We start from the raw sequence: 21,330 nt of genomic DNA on the forward strand, positions 1-21,330 counted from the left end.
GACCGCTCACTCTTGGGCGGTTACATTTTTGTTAAAGGAGGCTCGTTATGCCGAACGAAGTCATGGTGGATGTAAAAGATTTAGTGAAAAGATATGGTTCCTTTACGGCAGTGAAGGGAGTGCGGTTCCAGGTGGAGAAGGGTGAAATCTTCGGCTTGCTTGGTCCGAATGGGGCCGGGAAGACGACGACGATCGAGATGCTCGTCGGACTTCGTAAGCCCGATGAAGGGACGGCCGCACTTGCGGGGTACGACGTGCGGAAAGAAGTGAATAAGGTGAAAGAGGTGATCGGGGTCCAGCTACAGTCGACCTCGTTGTTTGAGCTCCTCAAGGTCGAGGAGATCCTTCATTTGTATGCGAGCTTTTATCCGAGTCATGTGGATATCAATCAACTGATTGAGGATATGCTCCTGACCGAGAAGCGGAAGGACCGGATCAAGGGGCTTTCGGGCGGGCAGAAGCAGCGTCTCGCGATTGCCCTGGCGCTGATTCATGATCCGGAGATTGTGTTTCTGGATGAACCGACGACGGGACTGGATCCCCAGGCGAGACGGACGTTGTGGGACATTGTGCTGCGGCTGAAGGAGCGGGGGAAGACGGTGATTCTGTCCACGCACTATATGGATGAAGCCCATGTGCTTTGTGACCGCATCGGCATCATGGATCAAGGGGAATTGATCGCCCTGGACACGCCGACGAATCTGGTGAAATCCCTGCAGTCAACGAGTACGATCGAATTTCATCTCAACAATCCTCCTGAACAGGAATGGTTCTTGAAAATGGATGGAGTGGAGGAAGCGGCGATCAAGGATAGCTTCGTCCAGCTCTATACCGATGAGCTTCAGCTGGCGTTGACCTCCCTGATTTCCGTGTCGACGGAACACAATCTGAGAATCGAGGATCTAAAGACGCGCCAGGCGACATTAGAGGATGTATTCATTCATATGACAGGAAGGAAGTTGCGGGAATCATGAGAGCTTATTGGCAGTTAACCTTGGCACAATTACGGATCTTTGGACGAAACAAGCAGGTCCTCTTTTTTACGTTACTCTTCCCGGTCATCCTGATGGTGGCACTCGGGTCCTTTGCAGGCGGGGGGAATTCCCTCTCGTTAACAGTAGGAATGATCGACGGGGATCAATCTGAAGCTTCGAAGGACTTAAAGGACTTATTTTATAAAAATGAGGGACTCGAGACCACGAAATATGAGAGCGTCAAGACGGGTAAAGAAGCCGTTGAAAATGGAGATATCCAGCTTCTCATCGAAATCCCGAAAGGCTATGAAGCGAACCTTAAAGATGGGGAGGAGGCTTCCTCTCTTCCTGTGTACTATAATGAAAAAAACCTGACCACGTCAGAGCTTGGATTGACGGTGGTGAACGGCATCATCGATCAATACAGCAAGGACCTGGTTGACTATAAGCCGCTAGTGACGGTCGAGAAGGTAGGAATCGAGGCGCTGAACCTCCGATATGTTGATTTCCTGGTACCGGGGATCGTTGCCATGATGATCATGAGCAACAACATGAACGGGGTGGCGGGTCAAATTTCCGCCTGGCGTGAACGGGGGATCCTGCGGAGAATGCAGGGGACGAGATTGAAAGCATCCACGTTCATCGCAGCCCAGATCACGGCGCGCCTGATGCTAAACGGAACACAGGCATTGCTCGTCGTCCTGATCGCCGATCTCATCTTTGACATTAACGTCGCCGGTTCGTGGCTTGCCATGATCTTCTTCATCATTCTTGGAACCCTTGCGTTTATGGCACTTGGCTTCATTATCGCCGGTATGGCAAAGAACCCGGAGAGTGCCGGTCCGATTGCTGGATTCGTGACGTTTCCGATGCTGTTTCTTGGTGGCGTGTTCTTCCCGATCAACAATATGCCGGATCTCATCCAGCCGATCGTGAAGGTGCTGCCGATCGCCCATTTGAGTTCGGCGTTGCGGGAAACGATGAATCTTGGAACCCCGTTTATGGAATTGGGGATGGAGACGCTGATATTGGGTGCCTGGCTGGTTGGCGGGTTTACGCTGGCTAGTTATGTGTTTAAGTGGGAGTAGAAACGATTATAAAATAGACAGTTTTTATTAAAGAGATATTCTGGAAATGAACTTAGAGGAGTTTTACAGAGTGGATTAGCTTTTTAGGAAATGTTATAATTTTACTAATAATGGCATATACTAATTACTACTTTTTAAGAAAAGGGTGATGGGTATGTGTGAGAAGGAGGATGGTAAGATGACTACTGAAACAATTTCTCAGCGATTTTCCCTCGATGAGGAAGCTTCAAGAAAAATTATTTCCTCTCCGCGTACGATCATTAAGAATACTGGTATATTAAATGATTTAAAGCTTAATAAAACGGAAAGAATGGCAAATGCTGAAAGGGTATTAAACAAACGTCGATGCAAGTAATCAGTTTATCGAGTTTGTTGGAAGTAGCCGAAGACGAGAATGAAATCATCCATTATTTGAGTTCGTTTAAATGTGAGAAGAATAAGGATGTTGAATCGTTCTTGCACTCATTAGCCATTCCAAATGAAAATAGAGCTTTTACCCGTACGAGTTTAGTTGTGGACGATGATCAAGAGAGTGAAATAGAAATAATTGGTTATTTCACTCTCTTGATAAAACCATTTGAAATTACGGGTGAAGTCTCAAAGGAATCAAGAAGGAAATTAACCGGAGATAAAGAAGCAGTAGTATTTAATTCTATTCTGATTGCTCAATTAGGGAGATCTGATCGATACAAGGGTGCAATTAGCGGGGAAGTTATACTTGGGCTAGCGCTTGAAAACTGCGAATTAATTTTTGATTTAACAGGTTTAAGGGTTTGTGTAGAGTATGATGATATTCCTTATTTAAATGATTTTTATATAAAAAATGAATTTAAAATCTTACAGATTAATAGCAACCAAAAACTATTAGCTTTTCTGAGACTTTAATAGACACTTCTTGAAGATAAGAGCTTAGGATCACCTGGGTTCTTTTTTTATTTGGTTGTAGAGTTGGTTATTTCATGTTGATATGAATAAAGAAAGTCCAATCGGATCAACCCGATTGGATTTTCTCACGCCCTCTTCTCCAAATCCTTCGCAGTTTGACTCGTTTCCACATCCTTTTCATTCTTCAAGGTGCCGAACAGCGCATCGACGAAGGGGGTGGAGACGCCATACCAGTAGTTTTCATTTTTGTAGTGATGCAGGACATGTGTCTTTTTGAGCCATTTCCCGAACCGTGTTTTCGGTTTGAGGGGGCGATGGGCGACATAGTGCTTCCACTCGTAGACAAAGAACATGAACAGGATGCCGGTTGCAAAGGCAAGGGTGGCTGAGATCGAGCCGATCACGAAGTAAAACAGCAGACATAGGATGGACAGGCTCGGTACACTGTACCAAATGGGTAAAAACAGGAGCTTCAGGTCATTCGGTTTTTTATGATGGTCGTAATGCAGGCGCTTCATCAATTTTAGAAGAAAAGCGTTCTTCGGTGACTTGATGTGAAAGACAAAGCGGTGGGTGAGGTATTCACTGAACATGTAAGCGACGATCCCTATGGCAAAAAATAAGAAGGCGTATAAAGAAAGCTCCATGGTCATCAAAAAGCCGACCACCACAAGAAAGATTCCTACCATGACCAAAATATCAAAGTGTAAGAAGAAATCCCGATACAATCGATTTTCTTTCATCCTCAACTTCCCCCATTCATTTTTTGTTTCCACAACCTTAAGCTGGTTTCCATCATTTCTTTAATGAGGTGCTCTGCCTCTTCCATGTCCCCTTTTAAGATGGAGTCCAACAGTTTTTCGTAATAGTCCCGCGAAGCTTTGCGATGATCCGGCTCGCTGAAATATTTCTCCGCCATCCTGCTATAGAAGTCTTTGAAGCTGTTCAGGATGAGGAGATAGATGGGGTTCGCCGATAACTTGGCCACGCTTTGCTGCAGCTGCCAGTCGAAATCCGCATATGATCGCGCATCGTCCTGCACCTCTTCAAGCGGAACGAAGAGTGTAATGATCTTGAGCCTGTGATGGTTCAGGGCATCCCTGAAATAGGTGGGTGTCAAAGAGATTCTCAGCTCGAGCATATGATGGATGAATTCATCGGGTACTTCTTCCTGGTGCTCGAGAATATTCACGATCGTCATTAAATTCCCCTGTTTCCAATAATCGTTCACAACAGCGGGCATCCCTTTCCGTCCCGTGATCCAGCCGTCCCGTTCCATCCGCTGCAGTGCTTCCCGGATGGTAGGTCTTCCCACTTGAAAACGGGTGGCCAATTCTCTTTCTGATTGTAGGGATTCATGAACCTTGATGTGCCCTTCTAAAATGGATTGAATGAGTTTTCCGGCGATGATGTCGGATGAACGTCCTTTCACTGGAATGTACACCTCCTGATTGGTCATACCAATTTTTTATATGGTAATACCATTATATGTTCTAATGTGGTTTATTTGTCAATTAATTCTGAAAATTATGGTGGTGTGTGGATATTTTAGATGTTTTGACCAAGGTTGTTCAGGGAAGTTAATAGAAATAAACAAGAGTCTGTATGGCTTCCCGATAAGGGTATAAACTAATCATGAAGATTCAATAGAAGAGAGGGCGAGTATGATGAAGGCTGTTCAAGTCACCGGATATGGAGGAATCGACAAATTAGAACTGGTTGATATTTCGATCCCGACTCCGGGAAAAGGTGAAGTCCTTGTAAAGGTAAAGGCGTGTGCCATAAACAATACGGAAATTTGGATGAGAGAAGGCGCATATGGAACAGGGGAGAAGTCAGGCTGGCGTCCTGAAGGTGTACAGTTCCCGAGAATTCCGGGATCCGATATAACCGGTGAAATCGTAGGAGTAGGTTCCAATGTTTCTGAGACGGTGATCGGCAAGAATGTCGTTCTGTTTCCTTTCACTTCAAGTGGCATTGAGGGGTATGAGCATATTTCAGAGGATATGTCGTTCATTGGTTCCGAATATGATGGAGGGTATGCTGAATACGTCGTTTGGCCGTCAGAACTCTGTTATGATATGCCTCTCTCTACATATGAAGAAAGTGCCGTTTTTTCTGTCAGCGGATTGACCGCATGGCATATGGTGGAGCAGATCCAGGCTAAGCCGGGAGAAACGGTCGTCGTGACCGGTGCCAATGGCGGTGTAGGGTCGTTGAATGTTCAAATCGCTTCCAACGTATTTGAATCGAAGGTGATTGCGATTGTAGGAGACATGGGTTTAGAAGGTAGAATGAAAGAACTGGGGGCGACTCATGTATTATCCTATAAGTCCCCTTCACTTGCCGATGAAATAATGGAAGTCAATGGAGGTCCGGTGGATTCAGTATTGGACGTAGTCGGGGATGCGTTGTTTGCGACATCCATAAGCGCTTTAAAGAATGGCGGGAAGTTTTGTATATCAGGCTCGGCCGGGGGACAGAAGACGGAACTCGATTTTAGGACCGTTTATTTAAAACATATCACGTTATATGGATCCGTATTAGGAACGAGAGACGAGTTTAAACGGATGCTTGACGCCATCACTGCAGGTAAGATCAAGCCGGTCATCGATCGTACCTATCCTCTCGAAAAAGCGGGAGAAGCACAAACGTACTTCAAGAACTCTGGAAAACTGGGGAAGATCCTTTTGCTTCCGGAAAAATAATATTTCAAGAAAAACATGGGGAGCAAGCCGTCCTCATGTTTTTCTATTTTTTTCGAAACTATTGGCGAACGAAAATCACTCTTTCACCCATATCACTCTTCTCATAAGCCTCAGCAATCCCCTTCTCTTCAATCAATCCCTTTGCGACTATTTTGTACGGTAAGGATACGCGGAAGTCCTTCTCAAAAGGATAAGGATCAAGGGTCACTTCCTTTTCATTCATCCACCGGGCCATAAGCGGCTGATTTTCCGGATGAAACATCTCTGTATTCTGAAATCCATTTTTAAACCAGGGATGTTCCTCCTCTTTATCCACTCCCGGCTCATTCAGGCAAAGATATAAGGACAGGTTATCTGAGAATTGCAGTAAGCGGAAATGCTGCTGAAGCAATTCTTCATCTAGGTCAGGGAACGCCTCCTTAAGTCTCATTTGCCTCCTGGCTTCTCCTGTTAAAAAGACGAGGCAGTCTTTATTGTTAGATTGTGAAAAGAAGGAACAGAAGTGCAGGCTGCACAGGAGACTCGCATAGGTGTTCACCCTCTCAATCTCGTCCACACCGATTTTGTAGAATGCGAGCTTTGGCAGGAGAGGGTAGTCAGAAAAGGTGTAGGGGATCTTTTCCCTGTCATTCCAAATCGGAGTGTCGTCCAAACCGATCCAGCTCCGGTCGTGCTGATAGGCTGCGTATAAGGCATCGTCAAAGAATGAATCTGATTTTAGTAGAGACGGCTTCAAGTGCTTGATGGTTTCGCCTGATAAATAGGCATGGTCATGCTGTCTGATCATGATAAATGAATCCTTGGTTTCCCGAATGATCATGATGAGGGCTCCTTTCTGTGGTTTATCTATGAATCCATTATAGCAAAGGTGTAGTCTCTTAGAGGGAAAATATGGGGGAAGTGATTATGAGGGAAGTCTTTCATTCAAAAGAAAAGACCGGAAGCAAGTATCTGCTTTCGGTCTTTTGTCATCAGTGGTGAGATTCCTGGTTTCCACTATCATCTGGAGTTTGATCGTTCAGGGCTTCGACGTCAGCCTTGGACAGCTCACCGACAGCGAAAGGCAGGGTCGGCATAATGGTGGATCCGTTGCTTCCGGCATGGACCTTGATGTAATAGAGTCCATCGTCCGTCAGCTTTTTGTTGAATGTATAGTTACCATCCCCGGCATTTTCGGCTTCTTCCATTTGATCATGTAAGGAGCCGTCACCTTTCCATATTTCGACATGGACAAAATCGGCATCATCGACGGATTGACCGCTTTGTGTAAGGGCAATCTTGATCGGCTCACTTCCGGAAAAGTCTTCAGGCATGGTGATATCCGCCTGAAGGGGGGATTCCTGACGGTAAAGGTCGGCTGCATCCTCTTTCGGGGAACAGGCTCCGAGCATCGTGCAGATCAGGATGAGACCAAGGTATTTCTTACGGTTCTTCATGAAGCATCGTCCTTTCTTATTCCGCACCGAGGAATTTATTTAAAGCAGGTATCCGTTTGATAACCAGCCAGTCAAGAAGCAGGATCACGATTAAGGAAACTCCAACCAGTGGGAAGAGGATGCCCAAGATGATCATGAGAAGCAGGAAGAGCTTCATTTTAAAGATGCTTGGCGCTTTCGGCGCTCCCATTTCCTTTTTCGGTTTTCGCTTTAACCATAGATAGAATCCGCTCAGCACCACTATGATGATCCCGAGGCAAATGAAGAGACTGATCAATTGGTTAATGAAACCGAATTGTGTGCCAGTATGCAGGGTGATCCCCATGGCGACGATTTTTCCGCCGATACCGTAATGGTCGAAGCGATAATCAGCCAGGACCGCTCCTGAATACTGGTCAAGATGCATGGTGACCTCATTCTGAGCTTTGGCAGGGAAGGCAGATAGGGTATAGACGCCTTTCTCATCCTCAGGGATGTACACCGTGTAGCTCGGATCGATTCCTTCTCTTTCGGCAATGTTCACTACATCATTAATCGATACAGGTGTGTAGCCTTCGAGTGCCGATACAGGGACCTCGAGGTTTTCCGCTGCCCAAGGGACGTCGGCGATTTCTTTTGTTTTCAGGACGGACTGTGGTGCATCCCCTGTCCAGATGGATGGAGGATATCCGGCCCCTGAATTGGTCATGAGATTCTGGAAGTTCGTTCCCCATAAGCCCGACCAAGGCAAGCCTGTCATGATCAGGAACAGCATTCCCGATGTAATCCAGAATGCCGGTACAGCGTGGAGATCCCGGCGCAGGATGCTTTTTCCCTTACCGAAACGGGGGAAGAACACTCCCGACAGCTTGTCCTTCTTCCGGGGAAACCATAGGAATAATCCTGTAACAATTAGGACGATGGCCCAGGAGGCGACAAGCTCAACGATGCGGTCTCCGAGAGTTCCCGCCATCAGCTCCCCGTGGAATTCCACTATTTTATCCATGATCCGGTCTTCAGGCTTTAACTCGCCAAGTGACTTCCCGGTATAGGGGTCCAGGAAGACAGTGGCTGAACCATCTTCGGTACTGATACCGATTTCACTGGAGCGCTCGGGGCTTTCTCCCGGACGATACTTGGTGATTTGTGCATCCGGGTGGAGTGTCTTCACTTCTTCGATTTGTTCGGAAGCAGGAAGTTTCTCCCCTTGTGCTTTGACCTCGTAATATTCTTTGTAAAGATTCTGTTCGATCTGGGGCTTGAATAGATAAATGGACCCCGTCACAGCCAGGATCAGTAAGAACGGGGAAATGATGATCCCCGCATAGAAATGCCATCTCCAAATCGTTTGATAAGGAGACATATTCGATTTTTTACGCATAGTGGGTTCCTCTTTTCTTAGTCATGACAGCAGTCTGTACCTGACATTTCTTTTGAAATGACCGATATGGCCTCTTTGAAACTGTGAAGATGCCCTCCAAATCCTGTTTGGAATTGTCTGGCTTGTTTGTCCGATTCGAATACGATGACCTGGGGCTGGCAGCAGTTCAGGTTTAAGTCCGCATTGATCAGGAAAGTGGCGGTCTTCCCACTTATGGTCATATCCGTTAAGAAATTGCGACAGAGGATCTGCACCACCTCTTCCTGAATGTCCCCGTAACGGAGTAATCCACAATGAGGGCAGCAGGCCTGCTCGATCGTGTGATCCTTCTTCACTAATTGAACCGATCTTCTGGAAGTTGCCGGCTTCAGGCAATAGATGCAGGCATTCGTCGGAATGCCCTGATCCATGATGGTTGAAATGCCGTTGGAGGTTTTGTGGACCTTGTTCTCTTCAAGAAGAGGCTTCAAGTCCCGATACACCGTCATCTCAGAAACCTCAAGCCGGGAGCTGATTTCCGATACACGCAGTGTCCCTTCCTCTTCCAGCCATGTTAAAATCTGTTGTTGTCTGTCGATGGGCAGCATAATCAACGTCCTTTCGAATGAAATCGCTTTATAGTTAAATAGTATGGAAGGTTCATAGTTTATTCAAGAGAATGATTGTTAGAAAATGTGAAAAAATGTTGACTTGTAACAAAATGGACAATTGGTCTTCATATTTCTCACACAATTGGGTTTCTCGCTTTCGAATTCTTTATAGAGAGGCACTAAGGAAACGATTTCTAATATGATTTGGATCATAGAATTTCAGATTTTGATTTAATTTTGAAGAGTCCTGAAGGAAAAAGAAGGGATTTTGGTTCTAAAACAGAATGATTATAGTGAATGATAGAATTCAAGGAGGTATGAACAATGGGGAGATTAGTGCATTTCGAAGTACATGTGGATGATATGGAACGGGCAAAAACGTTTTATGGGGGAGTATTCGCCTGGAAGTTCGAGGACTGGAGTGAATACGCCGGAATGCCTTACGTCGGGGCTGTGACCGGGGACGAGAACGAGATGGGAATCAATGGCGCGTTGATGCAGCGTCAAAGTGCCCCTCCAGAACCGAACCAGCCGATGAACGGATATTCGTGTACGATGGGTGTTGAGAATTATGATGAAACGGAGAAACTCATTCTTGACCATGGTGGCAAGGTAGCGATGCCTAAGTACGCCCTTCCGGGAATGGCGTGGCAAGGTTACTACACAGATACGGAAGGCAATGTATTTGGAATTCACCAGCCGGATAAGGATGCGAAGTAGGGTTGGTAGAAGGTTACTAGCGAATGGATGGGTGTCTGACCTGAAATGGAGGTTAGACGCCTTTTTATATAGTAAGGATCATGAATGTGGTAAAATAAGGATGTAGAAGAACTTCACTTGTATAAGACGAAACGAGGGAAAAACTATGCTTAAAAAAATAAGAATGACGATCAGCATCATCGTCCTGGGTCTATCACTTTATGGACTGTTTTCAAATCATAATGAAATGCTTCCTTTTACCATGGCAGGATTGGCGATCCTCATGGTGATCATGGGAGCGGAAGAACGCCAGAAGAACCGGAAGTCTTATCGAAGCTATCTGTTATTTGGCGTATCTGCTTTATTGCTCCTGGTGTCCATCGAAGGCTTTATCTACTAACTTCTTCATCATAAAAAGGAGAATCCCCCCAGTTTGTTGAATGGATTCTAGTAGAGATCAGAAGGGGGAGCGACTGTGGATTATCTGTTAGAACGGGTGAAGGATCATATATATGTGGTGGCGGTTTGGGATGCGGAATGGAATACATATACCAATGCGTACTTGATTCAGGAAGAAGCTGGATTGACAGTGGTCGATTCGTGTAAAGAGGAGCACGTGGTGTTTCTCCAGCACGCCCTAAACAAAATCGGGAAAACGTCAGACGATGTAAAGCTTATGCTCGTCACCCATGGTCATGAGGATCATGTGGGAGGGGCGACGTTATTTACGAATGCACGAAAGGTCATTCATGCTGATGAGACGTTGCCGGTGGCTTCTTCCATTAGCGGGAAGCTTCTTGAGAGGGGAACGATAGGAGATTACGAATATACCAGAGTCGGCTATCATTCTCCGGGTTCGGTGATTTTCTTTCATCGGCCCACCAGAACTCTGTTTACGGGGGATTTCCTCTGTTTCTTTGGGGATCCTTTGTCGGATGGGGGGCTTGTTTCAAAAGGGGACGATCTTAGACAGGCCTGGATTGAATATCTCCAAGGTGGTGGAGTTGCAAAGTTGGACTTACCGGTATTTCTGAACGGACTAAGAATCATGCAGGAATACGACCCGGACGTGATGTGTACAGGCCATGGCGGAGTGTTAGTGGGGGATCTTGACGTGTTCCTTGAAGAGTTAATCACTATTGGGGATAAGGATAAATAAAGAGTGGAAGGGGTGGGTGGAAGTAGATGCCCATCCCTTCTTTTTGTACGATTCTCTCTGTCCTGACCAAGATGAAATCCTCTAATGATTCAAGTCAATTATCGATGAAAGGCAACCGCCGCCTCTGCCATCTCTAGTATCTTTTGACGAAGATTCTTCGGTTCAATCACTCTTACCTGATCGGCAAAACCGAGGATATACCCCTTTGCTTCGTCTTCTGTATCAAATGAAAGGGTCACCGGTATCCAGTTCTCTTTGTTTCTATCCCCCATCTCAAGGACACGGGCAAAGCGTCCGGTGAATGTCAGCCTTGATAAAGCAAGTGGAGAGACCTCGACTTTCACTTCATAAGAGGGCAGCCGTTTAATGAAGGATAGAGTGGAGGATGTCCAGTACTGAGCCAGGTCGAATCCCTGGGGTCTTACGAACGCTTCGGCTAAAGAATCGGCGGAGAGGATACGGGAGGCCCTGTAATTCCGGATGTCTCCGTTTTCCTTGGAAGCCACGAGGTACCAGAGATCACCCTTTGCCACGAGTCCGAGTGGTTCCACAATGCGGTCATCTGTTTTTCCGTCTGCACGCTGGTAGGTAATCCCAAGTTTCTGCTCCTTCCAAATGGCTTCTTTGATCACTTCAAAGGAGGCTATTTTTTCCTTCTGCTTCCTCCATGAACTTGTGTCGATATGGATCCGGTTCCATACGTCTTTCGCGTTTTCACGGTAGATAGATGGAAGGGAGGCGATGAGTTTGTTTCTGGCTTCCTCGGACGTTCGGGTCAAGCCGAGATCGTCAAGGAGCTGGGATGAAGGTGACACGAACAACGCGCGGATTTCAGATTCTTTCAGACCGGTCAGATCCGTCTGATAGTCTTCGAGTAATGACCAGCCTCCGTTTTTTCCGCGCTCTGCCACCACGGGGATCTCTGTTCCGCTCAGAGCGTCCATGTCTCTGTAAATCGTCCGTTCAGAAACTTCCAATCTCTCTGACAGTGCTTTTGCGGTCATTTGCCCGTGTGATTGTAATAATAAAAGAATGGATACCAGTCGGTCGCCTCTCATCTGCTTCACCTTTTTCCTGAATTTATTAAGTTTATTTAATTAAATATGACAGTGGATGTCAAGAATGGGATCGTATAATAAATGTATCTTAAAGATGAAAGGAATGGGATGAATGAAATCATTGATTGGAAAGGTTGCTCTCGTAACGGGAGGAAGCAGGGGAGCGGGCCGTGCGATCGCCGTTGAATTGGGGAAAGCCGGCGCGACGGTTTATGTCACGGGACGAAGTACGAAAGGGAATTCCACGAAAGGCTTTCCTGGAACGATTGATGACACGGCTTCACAAATAGAAGAAGCAGGTGGAAAGGGGATCGCGGTTCGTTGTGATCATACGGTTGATTCGGAAACGGAATCGGTCATCAGGCAGATTCGTGAAGAACAGGGGAAGCTCGATATTCTGATCAATAATGTGTGGGGAGCGCACGACATCGGGGTTAACCCGGGGGCATTCTGGGAGCTGCCCCTTGCCAATTGGGATACGATGTTTACGGCCGGTGTGCGGGCTCAGCTGGCGACGAATCATTTTGCCATCCCGTTACTTCGTGAGAATAATGAAGCCCTCATCATTCACACGACCTTCTGGGATGATGGTAAGTACACGGGGCAGTTCTATTATGATCTGGCGAAGAATGCTCTCGTTCGAATGGCGTACGGACTTTCAGAAGAATTAAAAGGGGATAATATCTCGGTCCTTGCTGTTTCACCTGGATTTATGAGGACGGAGCTTGTACTCGACCATATGGGGATGGACGAGGATCATTGGCAGGAATCGGAAGACTTAAGGAAATCGGAGACCCCTTATTATATTGGACGTGCCATCACGGCGCTGGCAATGGATCCAGGGGTGATGGAGAAGACGGGACAGGTGTTGAAAGCAGGGGACCTGGCGAAGGAGTATGGGTTCACGGATGTGGATGGACGTTATATTCCGCCGTTTACGATGTAGGATGGTGGTCCCCCTGTTAAAGGGGGTTTTTTCTATTCTTAAACTCCATTCTTAATCAACCTATAAGCCGAATAGACTATTCATGATAACCACTTTCAAAAGGAATAGGGGTGGCATGATGTTTTCGGTGACAGAGATGCGTACGTTCGAGTTGTTTTCTGTTCCGCATATTGCTGTGCTTTTGATGTTTGTGGCTATATCTTTTTTTCTGATTTATGGTAAACGACTCCTGGAACCTTATCAGCCGATTATCAAGTGGACGTTACTTGGAATCTTAGTCCTAAGCGAGCTATCATGGCATATTTGGCTCGTGGCAACGGGACAGTGGGAGGTTGGTGACCTGCCTCTGCAGCTATGTTCCATCAGTACATTCGTATCGATTTATTTGTTCTTGAAACCGAATAAGAAAGCTTTTTATTTACTGTTCTTTATCGGGTTGCTTCCACCGATTTTAAGCATGGTAACACCTGAAATGTTTTACCAATTTCCTCATTACCGTTTTCTGAAATACTTCCTCCATCATGCAGCCATTGCCTGGTCCGTCCTTTATTTCATCGTGTATGAGGGATACCGGGTGCCAAGAAAAGCTGTATGGACCGGCTTTCTTATGGTCAATCTTCTCGCCCTGCCGATTTTCTTTCTTAATCTTCTTCTCGATACGAACTTCTTTTACTTAGCCAATCCGACGGAATCCAAAACGATCCTTTCCTTTTTCGGATCGGGTGTCATGTATTATATCAATCTGGAAATTGCGGCACTTGTGGTGTTTTTCGTGACGTATCTTCCGATGGGGGTGCTTATGAAGCGGGAGAGGGTGAAAGGGTAACACTTTCGTGATTTCTGGGTCACTTGTAAAAAAAATAAGCTGATTTGAAAGACTCTCCCACCATTACAGTAGGAGAGCCTTCTTTTCTTAAGCTCTATATAAAGGGCGAAAACCATATGGGGTTGTGAATGGGATGTACATACATATGAATGAAAGTCCAGTGGAATGGCGTTTTTACGCCGGTGTCTTCACGCAGGGAGAAGACACTTTATTTCTCCCAGCAAGCTTCTTGATTTCATTCCAGGCTTCGACGGCATCGATTCTGGTATTGCCCCGATTGTTCGGGGGTATGTCTAATGCCTAGGCCCAAGCAGCATCACACCAACCCCAACCAAACAAATCCCCGCTCCAACCCAGTCATACAGATCAGGTGTCTTCTTGTCAATTCCCCATCCCCACAGAACGGACAGGACAATGAACACCCCACCATAAGCGGCGTAGACCCTGCCGAATGAAGGGAAAGATTGGAAGGTTGCGATGACGCCGTACAGGGCCAGGGCGATTCCGCCGGCTAGGCCCCAATAGGCTGGCTTTCCTTCCCGGAGCCATAGCCAGATGAGGTAGCCTCCTCCAATTTCGGCGATTCCTGCAATGAAAAACAGTATGATGGCATTTAACATGTGGATCACATCCTATATAAGTTTATGTAATTGGATTATAACGTACTTCGGTGCCTTAGGTTTAAAATCAACCTTTCCAAACATTTGTCTATTTCCACCAAACCTTCTACAATAAAAGGAACAAGAGATGGACGTTCGTCTCGTACTGGAGGTGGAAGTAATGGATAATACCGAGAAACACTATTCAGAAGAAAAGTTCTGGAGTAAGTTGAAAAGGTACGGGTTGAAGGCGGGACATTCCGTCGTGTATACGGCGCTGCTTCTTTATTTTGTCCTGCAAAAGCCGGATGTTCCAAAGAAGTCGAAGATGATCATCATCGGGGCACTTGGATATTTCATCCTTCCGACAGATTTCATTCCGGACATGGCAGTAGGGATTGGTTTCACAGACGACTTAGGTGCCCTGGGTATTGCTTTATTGCAGGTGGCCATGTTTATCGATGACGAGGTCAAAGCGAAGGCTAAGGCGAAGTTGAGTGATTGGTTCGGGGATGATGTGGATACGTCTGAGGTAGATGGGAAGTTGTAAGGTAAGTGGGGAAGAATAAAATGCAGTGAAGAATCTCAGTGTCATTGACGTAAATGTTAATGATACTTTTTTTTTGGATACAGACTTCGTGTCCACTATAGACCAGGGTGACGTACAGGATGAAGGGTGTTGGGGATGATGTTCATAGTCAAGTGAGATTTCTTTCTCCCCTTACCCACTACATATCGTTCATTTTTCCATCTTTTGGCTCAAGGGTTGTATTGTCCCGTAAAAAGAACACCATAAGAATTACTTATCGTCGAATAAATCCTCATCCCCCTGTGGTTCTTTAATGCCATGCTTTTCTTCGAGGTATCTCCCGATTGAAGAATTATTGATACCGTCCCGGACAGCTCTTTCAATAATCATGTAGAAAATGAGTAGACTAACGAGTGCCCCTAAAATGATGAATGGAATTTCCATACGTTCACCTCCGCATACATTAAGGCTATTCTTTGATTCTTTAAGCCAGGTACAGAGTGGATTAATTTCCTGTCATAACCGGAATGAAAGACAAATATTTTAGTTTATCCTTCTCCCTCTTTCTTGAAGTATCGAAAACTAATTTATCCACCCATTCAACACCATCCCCATATTCATCACCATATGGAACACGATCGAAGGATAGATGCTATCCGTCTTAAGCACGACGATGCTATAGAAGAGTCCACCGAAAGAAAAGAGGAGACTGAGAAGTACCGGGATTCCGATGGATAGCTGCAACAGACCGAATCCGAGGCTTGTGACCGTGACGGCATAAAGGACGGAGACGTTTCGTTTCAACGATGACAGCATGACGCCTCTCCAGATGAGCTCTTCCAGTGTAGCGTTCAGGATGGTGAATCCCAGTGCGAATAGCCATAATGATTTCACCTCACTGATTCCCGGTGACCAGATGAGGGGGATGAAGATGGTGCATGATCCTGCGAGCCCGATCAGTAAGAATAAGGGCAGTGAAATGGTATGGGAAGGCATGGAGAAGCGCTTTTTCCAAACCGGAAATCTGGTGTGAAAACGGATCTTTTCTTTTGATATCATGTGTGAGACGGCTATAGACATCAGTATCAATAGAAGGAAAGCTCTGTTCAACACGATTTTCATTTCTTTTGAAATATCCCATTCGTTCATCCAGCCGGTTGCGAATTGAAACAGCAGGAACCCGAGAAGGAAGAAAAGGAATAAGGACAAGACGGACCGGTTGACTCTGGTTGCCAGATAGAGAATGAGAAGCCCTAGCAGCGGCAGCAGTCCCCATACGTATATTCGATAGGAAAGAAGAATGATCCCTGCGAAAAACAGGGCGGCCGAACTTATGAGGAAAAGCGTTTGCCGTGAACGGATCATGGGGTCCCCCTTGGTTGTTCTTTATCACTATTTTAGCATATTTTTCCTATTCTGCATGAGTCCTTTTTTATGATGGACGAAGAAAGTGAAGGTTATGGTAAAATTAGGATAGTTTACAAAAGGGGGAGGAATGACCATGTACAAACATATCATATGGGACTTCGATGGCACTCTTTTTGATACCTATCCCGTGATGGCGGGAAGCTTCAAGGAAACGCTAGAAAGCCAGGGAATCGAAGAGCCGTTGGAGGAAATTACGAAACATATGAAGGTATCGATGACATATGCTTTCAATCATTATGGTGAGAAGTACGGAATCGGGGACGAGTTTATCACAGCCTACGATTCACGCAGAAAAGCAGTGGAATTCGATTTGTCCAAGCCCTTCGAAGGGATTGTGGAGCTTTGTAAGTATATTCATTCCACGGGGAGAAGGAATTATTTGTACACCCACAGGGGCGAGTCTTCGATCAAGATGCTGGAGGGTTATGGGCTGACAGGATACTTTTCTGACTTCATCACCTCCCAGCACGGGTTTGAGAGGAAGCCGAGTCCTAACGCCATTCAACACCTGATTCGAACCCATCATATCGATCATTCGGAAGCGATCATGATCGGGGACCGGGATTTGGATTTATTATCGGGGAAAAATGCAGGGATCAGTTCCTGTTATTTTACGGATCAGGTTGAAGAAAACCCTCATGCTGATTTCGTTGTGACGAGTGTGGAAGAATTGTATTCGATCATTTGAGGGTTGAACTTTCGAGAGACGATTGGAAACAGAGTTCAATACATGACAAACGTAAGTGTTCAGAGGGTCGTTGATTTTCCTTGCCACGACCTGACAATTGGTGTATGATAATTTCGAAAATATATAGGTGACATAGGAAACTATGTTGGCGTCCATTTGGTTAATGACGATGTGTGATCGATCGTAGCGCAGTGCCTCCTGATTATCAGGGGGCACTTTTATTTATATCTAAGGGGGAATGGGTTATGTGGATAAAGGATGATCTGTACGGAGAATTCAAGGTGGACAGTGTATTGGAAGAACTGATTCTTAGTGATCCGGTTCAGCGATTAAAGGGGATCCATCAAGGCGGAGCCAGTTTCCTGGTCAATGAAATGTGGGATGTAACCAGATACGAGCACTCAGTAGGAGTGATGCTTTTGATCAAAAAACTGGGAGGTGAGGTAGAGGAGCAGATGGCAGGGTTACTGCATGATGTGTCCCATACGGCCTTTTCCCATGTGATCGATGGTGTTCTCGATAATCTTTCTGAGGATTACCACGAAGACATATTCGAACAGGTCATCCTTCAATCTGAGATTCCACAGATTTTGGAGAAATACGATTATGACTATAGGGATATCCTGCTGGATGATTCAAAATGGTCCATACTGGAGCAACCGGCACCCGAGCTTTGTGCAGACCGGGTGGATTACACGTTGAGGGATATGTACAGATACGGGTATATTTCATTGAAAGAGGTCCACGATTTCCTGGACGAGGTCGCAGTGGTGGAAGGGAAGATCTGTGTGAAATCCATTGGTGCAGCGGAGTGGTTTGTGAAGACATATTATACAGAGGTCATTGATTTCTTCATGAATCCACTGAATATCTATGGAAATCATGCACTTTCCAACGTATTAAAGGCGGCATTAGAAAAAGGCTGGATCAGTTTGGATGATTTTCTTGGGGTGGATCAAGAGGTCCTCTTGAAGCTCCAAAAGGCAGATGACCACATGGAGAGGCTACTAACTGAACTCAAGCAAGACGTATGTATAGAAGAAAATAAAGCCGATTATGACATTCACCATAAAGGAAAGGTGAGGCTGATAGATCCCTCGGTTATAAATGGGAATGGATGGACAAAGGCGTCTGTATTGTCGGAAGAAGTGAGACAAAGAGGAAAAGCCGCTTATGAGATCAGTAAATCTGGCCGGTATTTGAAGGTGAAAAGGCAGGGGGGCGCAGTGTAGTTGAATGAGATCCCGATTCAGGCCGGGAAAGAAAAGCGGGTCTGACCCGCTTTTTATACTGGAAAAACATAATCGGTCCTTTTCATGCTCATACTATAGCATATACGTTTAAAGGAGCGAGAACCATGAGTGAATCTCAGCAGACCATGCTTGACCGTTTAAAAGAGATCCAGGAGAATCAAACCGATATGTGGACCAGCTATTGGCAGCAATATTCCGATTTTGCCACCTGGCCGTTTTGGGTATTGGTTGCATTGTTTGTTCTTCCTTTGATCGTGCTTTTTTTTAGAATAGATAAACGAAAGGCCCTTCTTTTAGGGTTCTATGGATATAATGTTCATGTTTTCTTTACATACGTAGATGCGATAGGAGCCAATATGGTGAAGTGGTTCTATCCATATAAAATTTTCCCGGTACTTGCGAGCTCGGTCTCATTGGATGTGTCCTTGGTTCCCGTTGCCTACATGCTCATGTATCAATTTACATTAAACCATCATAAGAATTATTATTTATTCATGGTGCTGCTCAGTGCAGTCTTTGCATTCGCTTTCAAGCCATTGCTTGTTACGATAGGTCTGTTTGAAATGGGCGATGGGACGAATTATTTCACCTTATTCATTGGCTACGTGGTGGTCGGTCTGATGGCGAAATGGATCACGAATGTCTTTGTTTATTTGGAAAAGAAAGCTCATTGATCTTTCAGGGTTTTCCGTCTGCCTTACCCATGACATTGATGAAATCCTCGACAAACTTTTGATAGTCCAAATCAAGGAAGATGTTGACGTTTTTCTCAGCCGGCTTGGAACTGGGCCTGAAATCCGCGATGGACGTTCCCTTTCCGATTCCCGTGGACAAGATGTTGACCTCCCTTCTGATGGACTGCCCCATTTCCGGGTTCACCATCAGGGATAGGGTCACGACATCGTGCAAGGGGGCACCGTTTATACCGGGAACGAGCTTCTTATAGGCTTCAATATAGTATTCCATGACTTCATCCATGATCTCGATCAATGGGTTATCGGACATCTGCTGAATGTAACGGATTTGGTCCATGGTGATGATGGCTTTATTCGAGACATTCAGGGGAACGATGTATAGATTGTTCAGATCCCTGACCACCACCTGTGAGGCAATGGGATCTCCATAGAAATTCGCTTCTGCAGACGGGGTCACGTTCCCGGGAACCATAAAGGCGCCTCCCATAATGTAAAATTCCTTGATGTCTTCGACGATGTTTTCCCCTAACAAATGAAGGGAGGCAAGGGAAGTATTCCTCCCTACGTCAACTATAGTGATATCATCCTGACCCTTGATGATTTTGTAGAGTTCCGAGAAATTGGTGAGTTCACCTGAAAAGCTCTCAGGCGGTCTGATGGGTCCGAGCCCTTCCTGTCCGTGAATCTCAGGATAGTACGTGGGGATTTCCCCAGAGGATGGACTATTGGTTCCCCCGATGATCGGAACATCCTCTCTTCCCGCAAGCTTGAGCAAGTAGGCGATATTATCCGTTGCCTGCTCTTTGGATGTATTCCCATAGCTGGATACGATGGCGAGTACCTGAATGTCAGGGTTCAGCAGGGCGTACATGATGGCAATGGAATCATCAATGCCGGGATCCGCAAACAAAATGATTTTCTTCATCCGTCATTCTCCTAATCAATATGATGTGTTTATATAGCGTATCAATAGAAAAGAAGGATTATTCTATTTATATGAAACGTACTGCCCAAACAGATGATTTGTCATCATTCACGAAACATGTGAAGATAAATTCATACCAAATTTATCGGAATAAGGAGATGAGGATGTGAACGTAGCAGTAGTAGGAGCGAATGGACAAATCGGGAAGCAAGTAATCGGGCTCTTAAAAGAAAGCAACGAGCATACGCCAAAGGCCATTGTGAGAAAGGAAGAGCAGGCACGGGCCTTTGAACAGGATGGGGTCCAATCTTCACTGGTTGATTTGGAAGGAACAGTGGAGGAGATTACACAGGGTCTGAAGGGTGCCGATGCCGTCGTATTCACAGCCGGATCCGGTGGCAACACGGGCGCGGATAAAACATTGCTCATCGATTTAGACGGAGCGGTCAAAACGATGGAAGCGGCCAAGCAGGCAGGAATCGACCGGTTCATCCTGGTAAGTGCCCTGCAGGCTCACAATCGTGAGAACTGGAACGAATCCTTGAAGCCGTATTATGTGGCGAAGCATTTTGCCGACCGTGCACTGGAACAGAGCGGATTAACCTATACCATCATCCGTCCTGGCGGTTTATTGAATGAAGCAGGTACAGGGAAGGTGACCGCAGGAGAGAACCTATCAAGAGCATCGATTCCCCGTGAAGATGTAGCGGGCACGATCGTAGCGAGCCTGGGAGAAGAACGTACATTTCATAAGGGCTTCGATTTGATTTCAGGAAATGATGGGATCGAAGAGGCTGTTCGAAACGTATAAATGGAGAAGAGAGAATGATCATCCTGAGGGTGGTCATTTTTTTTTTTGAAAATTAATGATTGTGATTAGTGTTCGATTTTGAAATAATTGGTAGTAAATGAACCGAGGCTCTAGGGGGGGACATAGCATGACGAAGAAAAAAGGATTCATTCCTTCATTGCTATTCGGAAGTATCATTTTGTGCACGTTAGCAATCGTTGCGTTCTTTGTATTTCAAGGTGAAGAGGTGAAAGAAATAATCAAGGATGGATTCTCAGATGATGAGCAAGTCTCCCATACGAACGTAGAAGAAGTCATCAATGAACACGGAAACATCAGTAATATTGAATCCTTAGATACCTTTGTTGATAAGCTGAAAGATCATCAAAAAGCCAAGATCAATGTGATCCATTACGGGATTGAAGGACAGAGAGTGGTTGAAGAATTGACCTATAATGGGGAGTCTGTCCACGTCTATCGCAGTGTAGATGAAGAATTCATTGAAGAATACCGGTGTGAAAATGTGGTGACCAATGAAGAGGGGCGAAAGAAGCAGTATATTTTGAAGCGATGTACAGGTAATTTTACTGGGGATACAGTTATATTATCGACAGCTATAGAGGATGAGGGATAGTTTGCTGACCAGCGGAAGAGAGCTGAAAAAAATTGAATTGATAATGGCTGGAGAATCATT

At 45.6% G+C, this 21,330-nt stretch carries 28 protein-coding genes; 17 read left to right on the forward strand and 11 right to left on the reverse strand.

The features are described from left to right. Positions 1–47 precede the first annotated feature (47 nt). The 4 genes from DET59_RS06190 (at position 48) to DET59_RS06200 (ending at position 2,947) form a co-directional block, all read left to right on the forward strand. Positions 48–974: an ABC transporter ATP-binding protein gene (locus tag DET59_RS06190; protein ID WP_113968727.1), complete on the forward strand. Its 927-nt coding sequence runs from the start codon at positions 48–50 to the stop codon at positions 972–974. Then, positions 971–2,062 (forward strand): ABC transporter permease, encoded by a 1,092-nt coding sequence (locus tag DET59_RS06195; RefSeq protein WP_113968728.1) that lies wholly within the window; start codon positions 971–973, stop codon positions 2,060–2,062. The genes DET59_RS06190 and DET59_RS06195 overlap by 4 nt, the downstream gene beginning before the upstream one ends. 178 nt (positions 2,063–2,240) lie before the next feature. Beyond that, positions 2,241–2,417, forward strand: a complete 177-nt coding sequence (locus DET59_RS21565) for a hypothetical protein (protein ID WP_181778069.1) — start codon at positions 2,241–2,243, stop codon at positions 2,415–2,417. Further along, positions 2,408–2,947 (forward strand): hypothetical protein, encoded by a 540-nt coding sequence (locus DET59_RS06200; protein ID WP_113968729.1) that lies wholly within the window; start codon positions 2,408–2,410, stop codon positions 2,945–2,947. The genes DET59_RS21565 and DET59_RS06200 overlap by 10 nt, the downstream gene beginning before the upstream one ends. Positions 2,948–3,072: 125 nt before the next feature. On the opposite strand, the gene DET59_RS06205 is transcribed toward DET59_RS06200, so the two are convergent. Continuing rightward, positions 3,073–3,690: a sterol desaturase family protein gene (locus DET59_RS06205; protein ID WP_113968730.1), complete on the reverse strand. Its 618-nt coding sequence runs from the start codon at positions 3,688–3,690 to the stop codon at positions 3,073–3,075. 2 nt (positions 3,691–3,692) lie between these two features. Continuing rightward, on the reverse strand, positions 3,693–4,385 hold the full coding sequence (locus tag DET59_RS06210) for a GntR family transcriptional regulator (protein ID WP_113968794.1): 693 nt from the start codon (positions 4,383–4,385) through the stop codon (positions 3,693–3,695). 229 nt (positions 4,386–4,614) lie between these two features. Here DET59_RS06210 and DET59_RS06215 point away from each other — a divergent pair, with 229 nt between their 5' ends. Continuing rightward, entirely contained in the window at positions 4,615–5,655 is a 1,041-nt protein-coding gene (locus DET59_RS06215) for a zinc-binding dehydrogenase (RefSeq protein WP_113968795.1), read from the forward strand. A gap of 58 nt (positions 5,656–5,713) precedes the next feature. Here DET59_RS06215 and DET59_RS06220 read toward each other — a convergent pair whose 3' ends face one another. From DET59_RS06220 to DET59_RS06235, 4 genes are all read right to left on the reverse strand, one after another. Next, on the reverse strand, positions 5,714–6,475 hold the full coding sequence (locus DET59_RS06220) for a DUF3891 family protein (RefSeq protein WP_113968731.1): 762 nt from the start codon (positions 6,473–6,475) through the stop codon (positions 5,714–5,716). A 151-nt stretch (positions 6,476–6,626) separates the two neighbouring features. Further along, positions 6,627–7,091, reverse strand: a complete 465-nt coding sequence (locus DET59_RS06225; protein WP_113968732.1) for a FixH family protein — start codon at positions 7,089–7,091, stop codon at positions 6,627–6,629. Between the two features lie 16 nt (positions 7,092–7,107). Beyond that, positions 7,108–8,451 (reverse strand): PepSY-associated TM helix domain-containing protein, encoded by a 1,344-nt coding sequence (locus DET59_RS06230; protein ID WP_113968733.1) that lies wholly within the window; start codon positions 8,449–8,451, stop codon positions 7,108–7,110. A gap of 17 nt (positions 8,452–8,468) precedes the next feature. Further along, positions 8,469–9,038: a DeoR family transcriptional regulator gene (locus DET59_RS06235; RefSeq protein WP_113968734.1), complete on the reverse strand. Its 570-nt coding sequence runs from the start codon at positions 9,036–9,038 to the stop codon at positions 8,469–8,471. 327 nt (positions 9,039–9,365) lie between these two features. Here DET59_RS06235 and DET59_RS06240 point away from each other — a divergent pair, with 327 nt between their 5' ends. From DET59_RS06240 to DET59_RS06250, 3 genes are all read left to right on the forward strand, one after another. Continuing rightward, a complete protein-coding gene (locus DET59_RS06240; protein ID WP_113968735.1) occupies positions 9,366–9,761 on the forward strand; it encodes a VOC family protein in 396 nt (131 codons plus the stop codon). Between the two features lie 145 nt (positions 9,762–9,906). Beyond that, a complete protein-coding gene (locus tag DET59_RS06245; protein ID WP_113968736.1) occupies positions 9,907–10,140 on the forward strand; it encodes a DUF3953 domain-containing protein in 234 nt (77 codons plus the stop codon). A gap of 75 nt (positions 10,141–10,215) precedes the next feature. Next, positions 10,216–10,899 (forward strand): MBL fold metallo-hydrolase, encoded by a 684-nt coding sequence (locus DET59_RS06250; protein ID WP_113968737.1) that lies wholly within the window; start codon positions 10,216–10,218, stop codon positions 10,897–10,899. A gap of 98 nt (positions 10,900–10,997) precedes the next feature. Here DET59_RS06250 and DET59_RS06255 read toward each other — a convergent pair whose 3' ends face one another. Continuing rightward, positions 10,998–11,957 carry a helix-turn-helix transcriptional regulator gene (locus DET59_RS06255; protein ID WP_113968738.1) on the reverse strand — a complete coding sequence of 320 codons (960 nt, stop codon included), beginning with the start codon at positions 11,955–11,957 and terminating at the stop codon, positions 10,998–11,000. A 112-nt stretch (positions 11,958–12,069) separates the two neighbouring features. On the opposite strand from DET59_RS06255, the gene DET59_RS06260 reads away from it, so the two are divergent. From DET59_RS06260 to DET59_RS21570, 3 genes are all read left to right on the forward strand, one after another. Continuing rightward, a complete protein-coding gene (locus tag DET59_RS06260) occupies positions 12,070–12,903 on the forward strand; it encodes an SDR family NAD(P)-dependent oxidoreductase (protein ID WP_113968739.1) in 834 nt (277 codons plus the stop codon). Between the two features lie 118 nt (positions 12,904–13,021). Next, a complete protein-coding gene (locus DET59_RS06265; RefSeq protein ID WP_113968740.1) occupies positions 13,022–13,729 on the forward strand; it encodes a YwaF family protein in 708 nt (235 codons plus the stop codon). Between the two features lie 145 nt (positions 13,730–13,874). Further along, the gene (locus DET59_RS21570; RefSeq protein ID WP_181778070.1) at positions 13,875–14,033 is read left to right on the forward strand and encodes a hypothetical protein; all 159 of its coding nucleotides are present in this window, start codon (positions 13,875–13,877) and stop codon (positions 14,031–14,033) included. Here DET59_RS21570 and DET59_RS06270 read toward each other — a convergent pair. Then, positions 14,023–14,349: a YnfA family protein gene (locus DET59_RS06270; RefSeq protein ID WP_113968741.1), complete on the reverse strand. Its 327-nt coding sequence runs from the start codon at positions 14,347–14,349 to the stop codon at positions 14,023–14,025. The two genes, DET59_RS21570 and DET59_RS06270, sit on opposite strands and share 11 nt — an antisense overlap. 160 nt (positions 14,350–14,509) lie before the next feature. Between DET59_RS06270 and DET59_RS06275 the strand changes: the two genes are divergently transcribed. After that, positions 14,510–14,878 (forward strand): YkvA family protein, encoded by a 369-nt coding sequence (locus DET59_RS06275; protein ID WP_113968742.1) that lies wholly within the window; start codon positions 14,510–14,512, stop codon positions 14,876–14,878. Positions 14,879–15,127: 249 nt separating this feature from the next. Here DET59_RS06275 and DET59_RS21575 read toward each other — a convergent pair whose 3' ends face one another. Next, complete coding sequence (locus DET59_RS21575) at positions 15,128–15,301, reverse strand: hypothetical protein (protein ID WP_181778071.1); 174 nt, start codon at positions 15,299–15,301, stop codon at positions 15,128–15,130. 138 nt (positions 15,302–15,439) lie between these two features. Then, on the reverse strand, positions 15,440–16,222 hold the full coding sequence (locus tag DET59_RS06280; protein WP_258549588.1) for a CPBP family intramembrane glutamic endopeptidase: 783 nt from the start codon (positions 16,220–16,222) through the stop codon (positions 15,440–15,442). Between the two features lie 136 nt (positions 16,223–16,358). Here DET59_RS06280 and DET59_RS06285 point away from each other — a divergent pair, with 136 nt between their 5' ends. The 3 genes from DET59_RS06285 to DET59_RS06295 all read left to right on the forward strand — a co-directional run bounded on the left by DET59_RS06285 (position 16,359) and on the right by DET59_RS06295 (position 18,900). Next, positions 16,359–16,973, forward strand: coding sequence for an HAD-IA family hydrolase (locus tag DET59_RS06285; protein ID WP_113968743.1), 615 nt, complete (start codon positions 16,359–16,361; stop codon positions 16,971–16,973). A 245-nt stretch (positions 16,974–17,218) separates the two neighbouring features. Then, positions 17,219–18,205, forward strand: a complete 987-nt coding sequence (locus DET59_RS06290; protein ID WP_113968744.1) for an HD domain-containing protein — start codon at positions 17,219–17,221, stop codon at positions 18,203–18,205. A gap of 125 nt (positions 18,206–18,330) precedes the next feature. After that, positions 18,331–18,900 (forward strand): CBO0543 family protein, encoded by a 570-nt coding sequence (locus DET59_RS06295; protein WP_113968745.1) that lies wholly within the window; start codon positions 18,331–18,333, stop codon positions 18,898–18,900. Between the two features lie 4 nt (positions 18,901–18,904). On the opposite strand, the gene DET59_RS06300 is transcribed toward DET59_RS06295, so the two are convergent. After that, entirely contained in the window at positions 18,905–19,846 is a 942-nt protein-coding gene (locus DET59_RS06300; protein ID WP_113968746.1) for a nucleoside hydrolase, read from the reverse strand. A gap of 166 nt (positions 19,847–20,012) precedes the next feature. Between DET59_RS06300 and DET59_RS06305 the strand changes: the two genes are divergently transcribed. Both DET59_RS06305 and DET59_RS06310 read left to right on the forward strand, forming a co-directional pair. Further along, positions 20,013–20,657, forward strand: coding sequence for an SDR family oxidoreductase (locus tag DET59_RS06305; RefSeq protein WP_113968747.1), 645 nt, complete (start codon positions 20,013–20,015; stop codon positions 20,655–20,657). Between the two features lie 127 nt (positions 20,658–20,784). Next, positions 20,785–21,270, forward strand: a complete 486-nt coding sequence (locus tag DET59_RS06310) for a DUF4362 domain-containing protein (RefSeq protein ID WP_181778072.1) — start codon at positions 20,785–20,787, stop codon at positions 21,268–21,270. The last annotated feature ends 60 nt before the right edge of the window (positions 21,271–21,330 follow it).

The organism is Rossellomorea aquimaris (genome assembly GCF_003315075.1).
Classification (GTDB): domain Bacteria; phylum Bacillota; class Bacilli; order Bacillales; family Bacillaceae_B; genus Rossellomorea; species Rossellomorea aquimaris_C.

Coding starts and splice junctions, on each gene's coding strand:
- DET59_RS06190 (WP_113968727.1), top strand. CDS start 48: ATGCCGAACGAAGTCATGGTGGATGTAAAAGATTTAGTGAAAAGATAT.
- DET59_RS06195 (WP_113968728.1), top strand. CDS start 971: ATGAGAGCTTATTGGCAGTTAACCTTGGCACAATTACGGATCTTTGGA.
- DET59_RS21565 (WP_181778069.1), top strand. CDS start 2,241: ATGACTACTGAAACAATTTCTCAGCGATTTTCCCTCGATGAGGAAGCT.
- DET59_RS06200 (WP_113968729.1), top strand. CDS start 2,408: ATGCAAGTAATCAGTTTATCGAGTTTGTTGGAAGTAGCCGAAGACGAG.
- DET59_RS06205 (WP_113968730.1), bottom strand. CDS start 3,690: ATGAAAGAAAATCGATTGTATCGGGATTTCTTCTTACACTTTGATATT.
- DET59_RS06215 (WP_113968795.1), top strand. CDS start 4,615: ATGAAGGCTGTTCAAGTCACCGGATATGGAGGAATCGACAAATTAGAA.
- DET59_RS06220 (WP_113968731.1), bottom strand. CDS start 6,475: ATGATCATTCGGGAAACCAAGGATTCATTTATCATGATCAGACAGCAT.
- DET59_RS06225 (WP_113968732.1), bottom strand. CDS start 7,091: ATGAAGAACCGTAAGAAATACCTTGGTCTCATCCTGATCTGCACGATG.
- DET59_RS06230 (WP_113968733.1), bottom strand. CDS start 8,451: ATGCGTAAAAAATCGAATATGTCTCCTTATCAAACGATTTGGAGATGG.
- DET59_RS06235 (WP_113968734.1), bottom strand. CDS start 9,038: ATGCTGCCCATCGACAGACAACAACAGATTTTAACATGGCTGGAAGAG.
- DET59_RS06240 (WP_113968735.1), top strand. CDS start 9,366: ATGGGGAGATTAGTGCATTTCGAAGTACATGTGGATGATATGGAACGG.
- DET59_RS06245 (WP_113968736.1), top strand. CDS start 9,907: ATGCTTAAAAAAATAAGAATGACGATCAGCATCATCGTCCTGGGTCTA.
- DET59_RS06255 (WP_113968738.1), bottom strand. CDS start 11,957: ATGAGAGGCGACCGACTGGTATCCATTCTTTTATTATTACAATCACAC.
- DET59_RS06260 (WP_113968739.1), top strand. CDS start 12,070: ATGAAATCATTGATTGGAAAGGTTGCTCTCGTAACGGGAGGAAGCAGG.
- DET59_RS06265 (WP_113968740.1), top strand. CDS start 13,022: ATGTTTTCGGTGACAGAGATGCGTACGTTCGAGTTGTTTTCTGTTCCG.
- DET59_RS21570 (WP_181778070.1), top strand. CDS start 13,875: ATGAATGAAAGTCCAGTGGAATGGCGTTTTTACGCCGGTGTCTTCACG.
- DET59_RS06270 (WP_113968741.1), bottom strand. CDS start 14,349: ATGTTAAATGCCATCATACTGTTTTTCATTGCAGGAATCGCCGAAATT.
- DET59_RS06275 (WP_113968742.1), top strand. CDS start 14,510: ATGGATAATACCGAGAAACACTATTCAGAAGAAAAGTTCTGGAGTAAG.
- DET59_RS21575 (WP_181778071.1), bottom strand. CDS start 15,301: ATGGAAATTCCATTCATCATTTTAGGGGCACTCGTTAGTCTACTCATT.
- DET59_RS06280 (WP_258549588.1), bottom strand. CDS start 16,222: ATGATCCGTTCACGGCAAACGCTTTTCCTCATAAGTTCGGCCGCCCTG.
- DET59_RS06285 (WP_113968743.1), top strand. CDS start 16,359: ATGTACAAACATATCATATGGGACTTCGATGGCACTCTTTTTGATACC.
- DET59_RS06290 (WP_113968744.1), top strand. CDS start 17,219: ATGTGGATAAAGGATGATCTGTACGGAGAATTCAAGGTGGACAGTGTA.
- DET59_RS06295 (WP_113968745.1), top strand. CDS start 18,331: ATGAGTGAATCTCAGCAGACCATGCTTGACCGTTTAAAAGAGATCCAG.
- DET59_RS06300 (WP_113968746.1), bottom strand. CDS start 19,846: ATGAAGAAAATCATTTTGTTTGCGGATCCCGGCATTGATGATTCCATT.
- DET59_RS06310 (WP_181778072.1), top strand. CDS start 20,785: ATGACGAAGAAAAAAGGATTCATTCCTTCATTGCTATTCGGAAGTATC.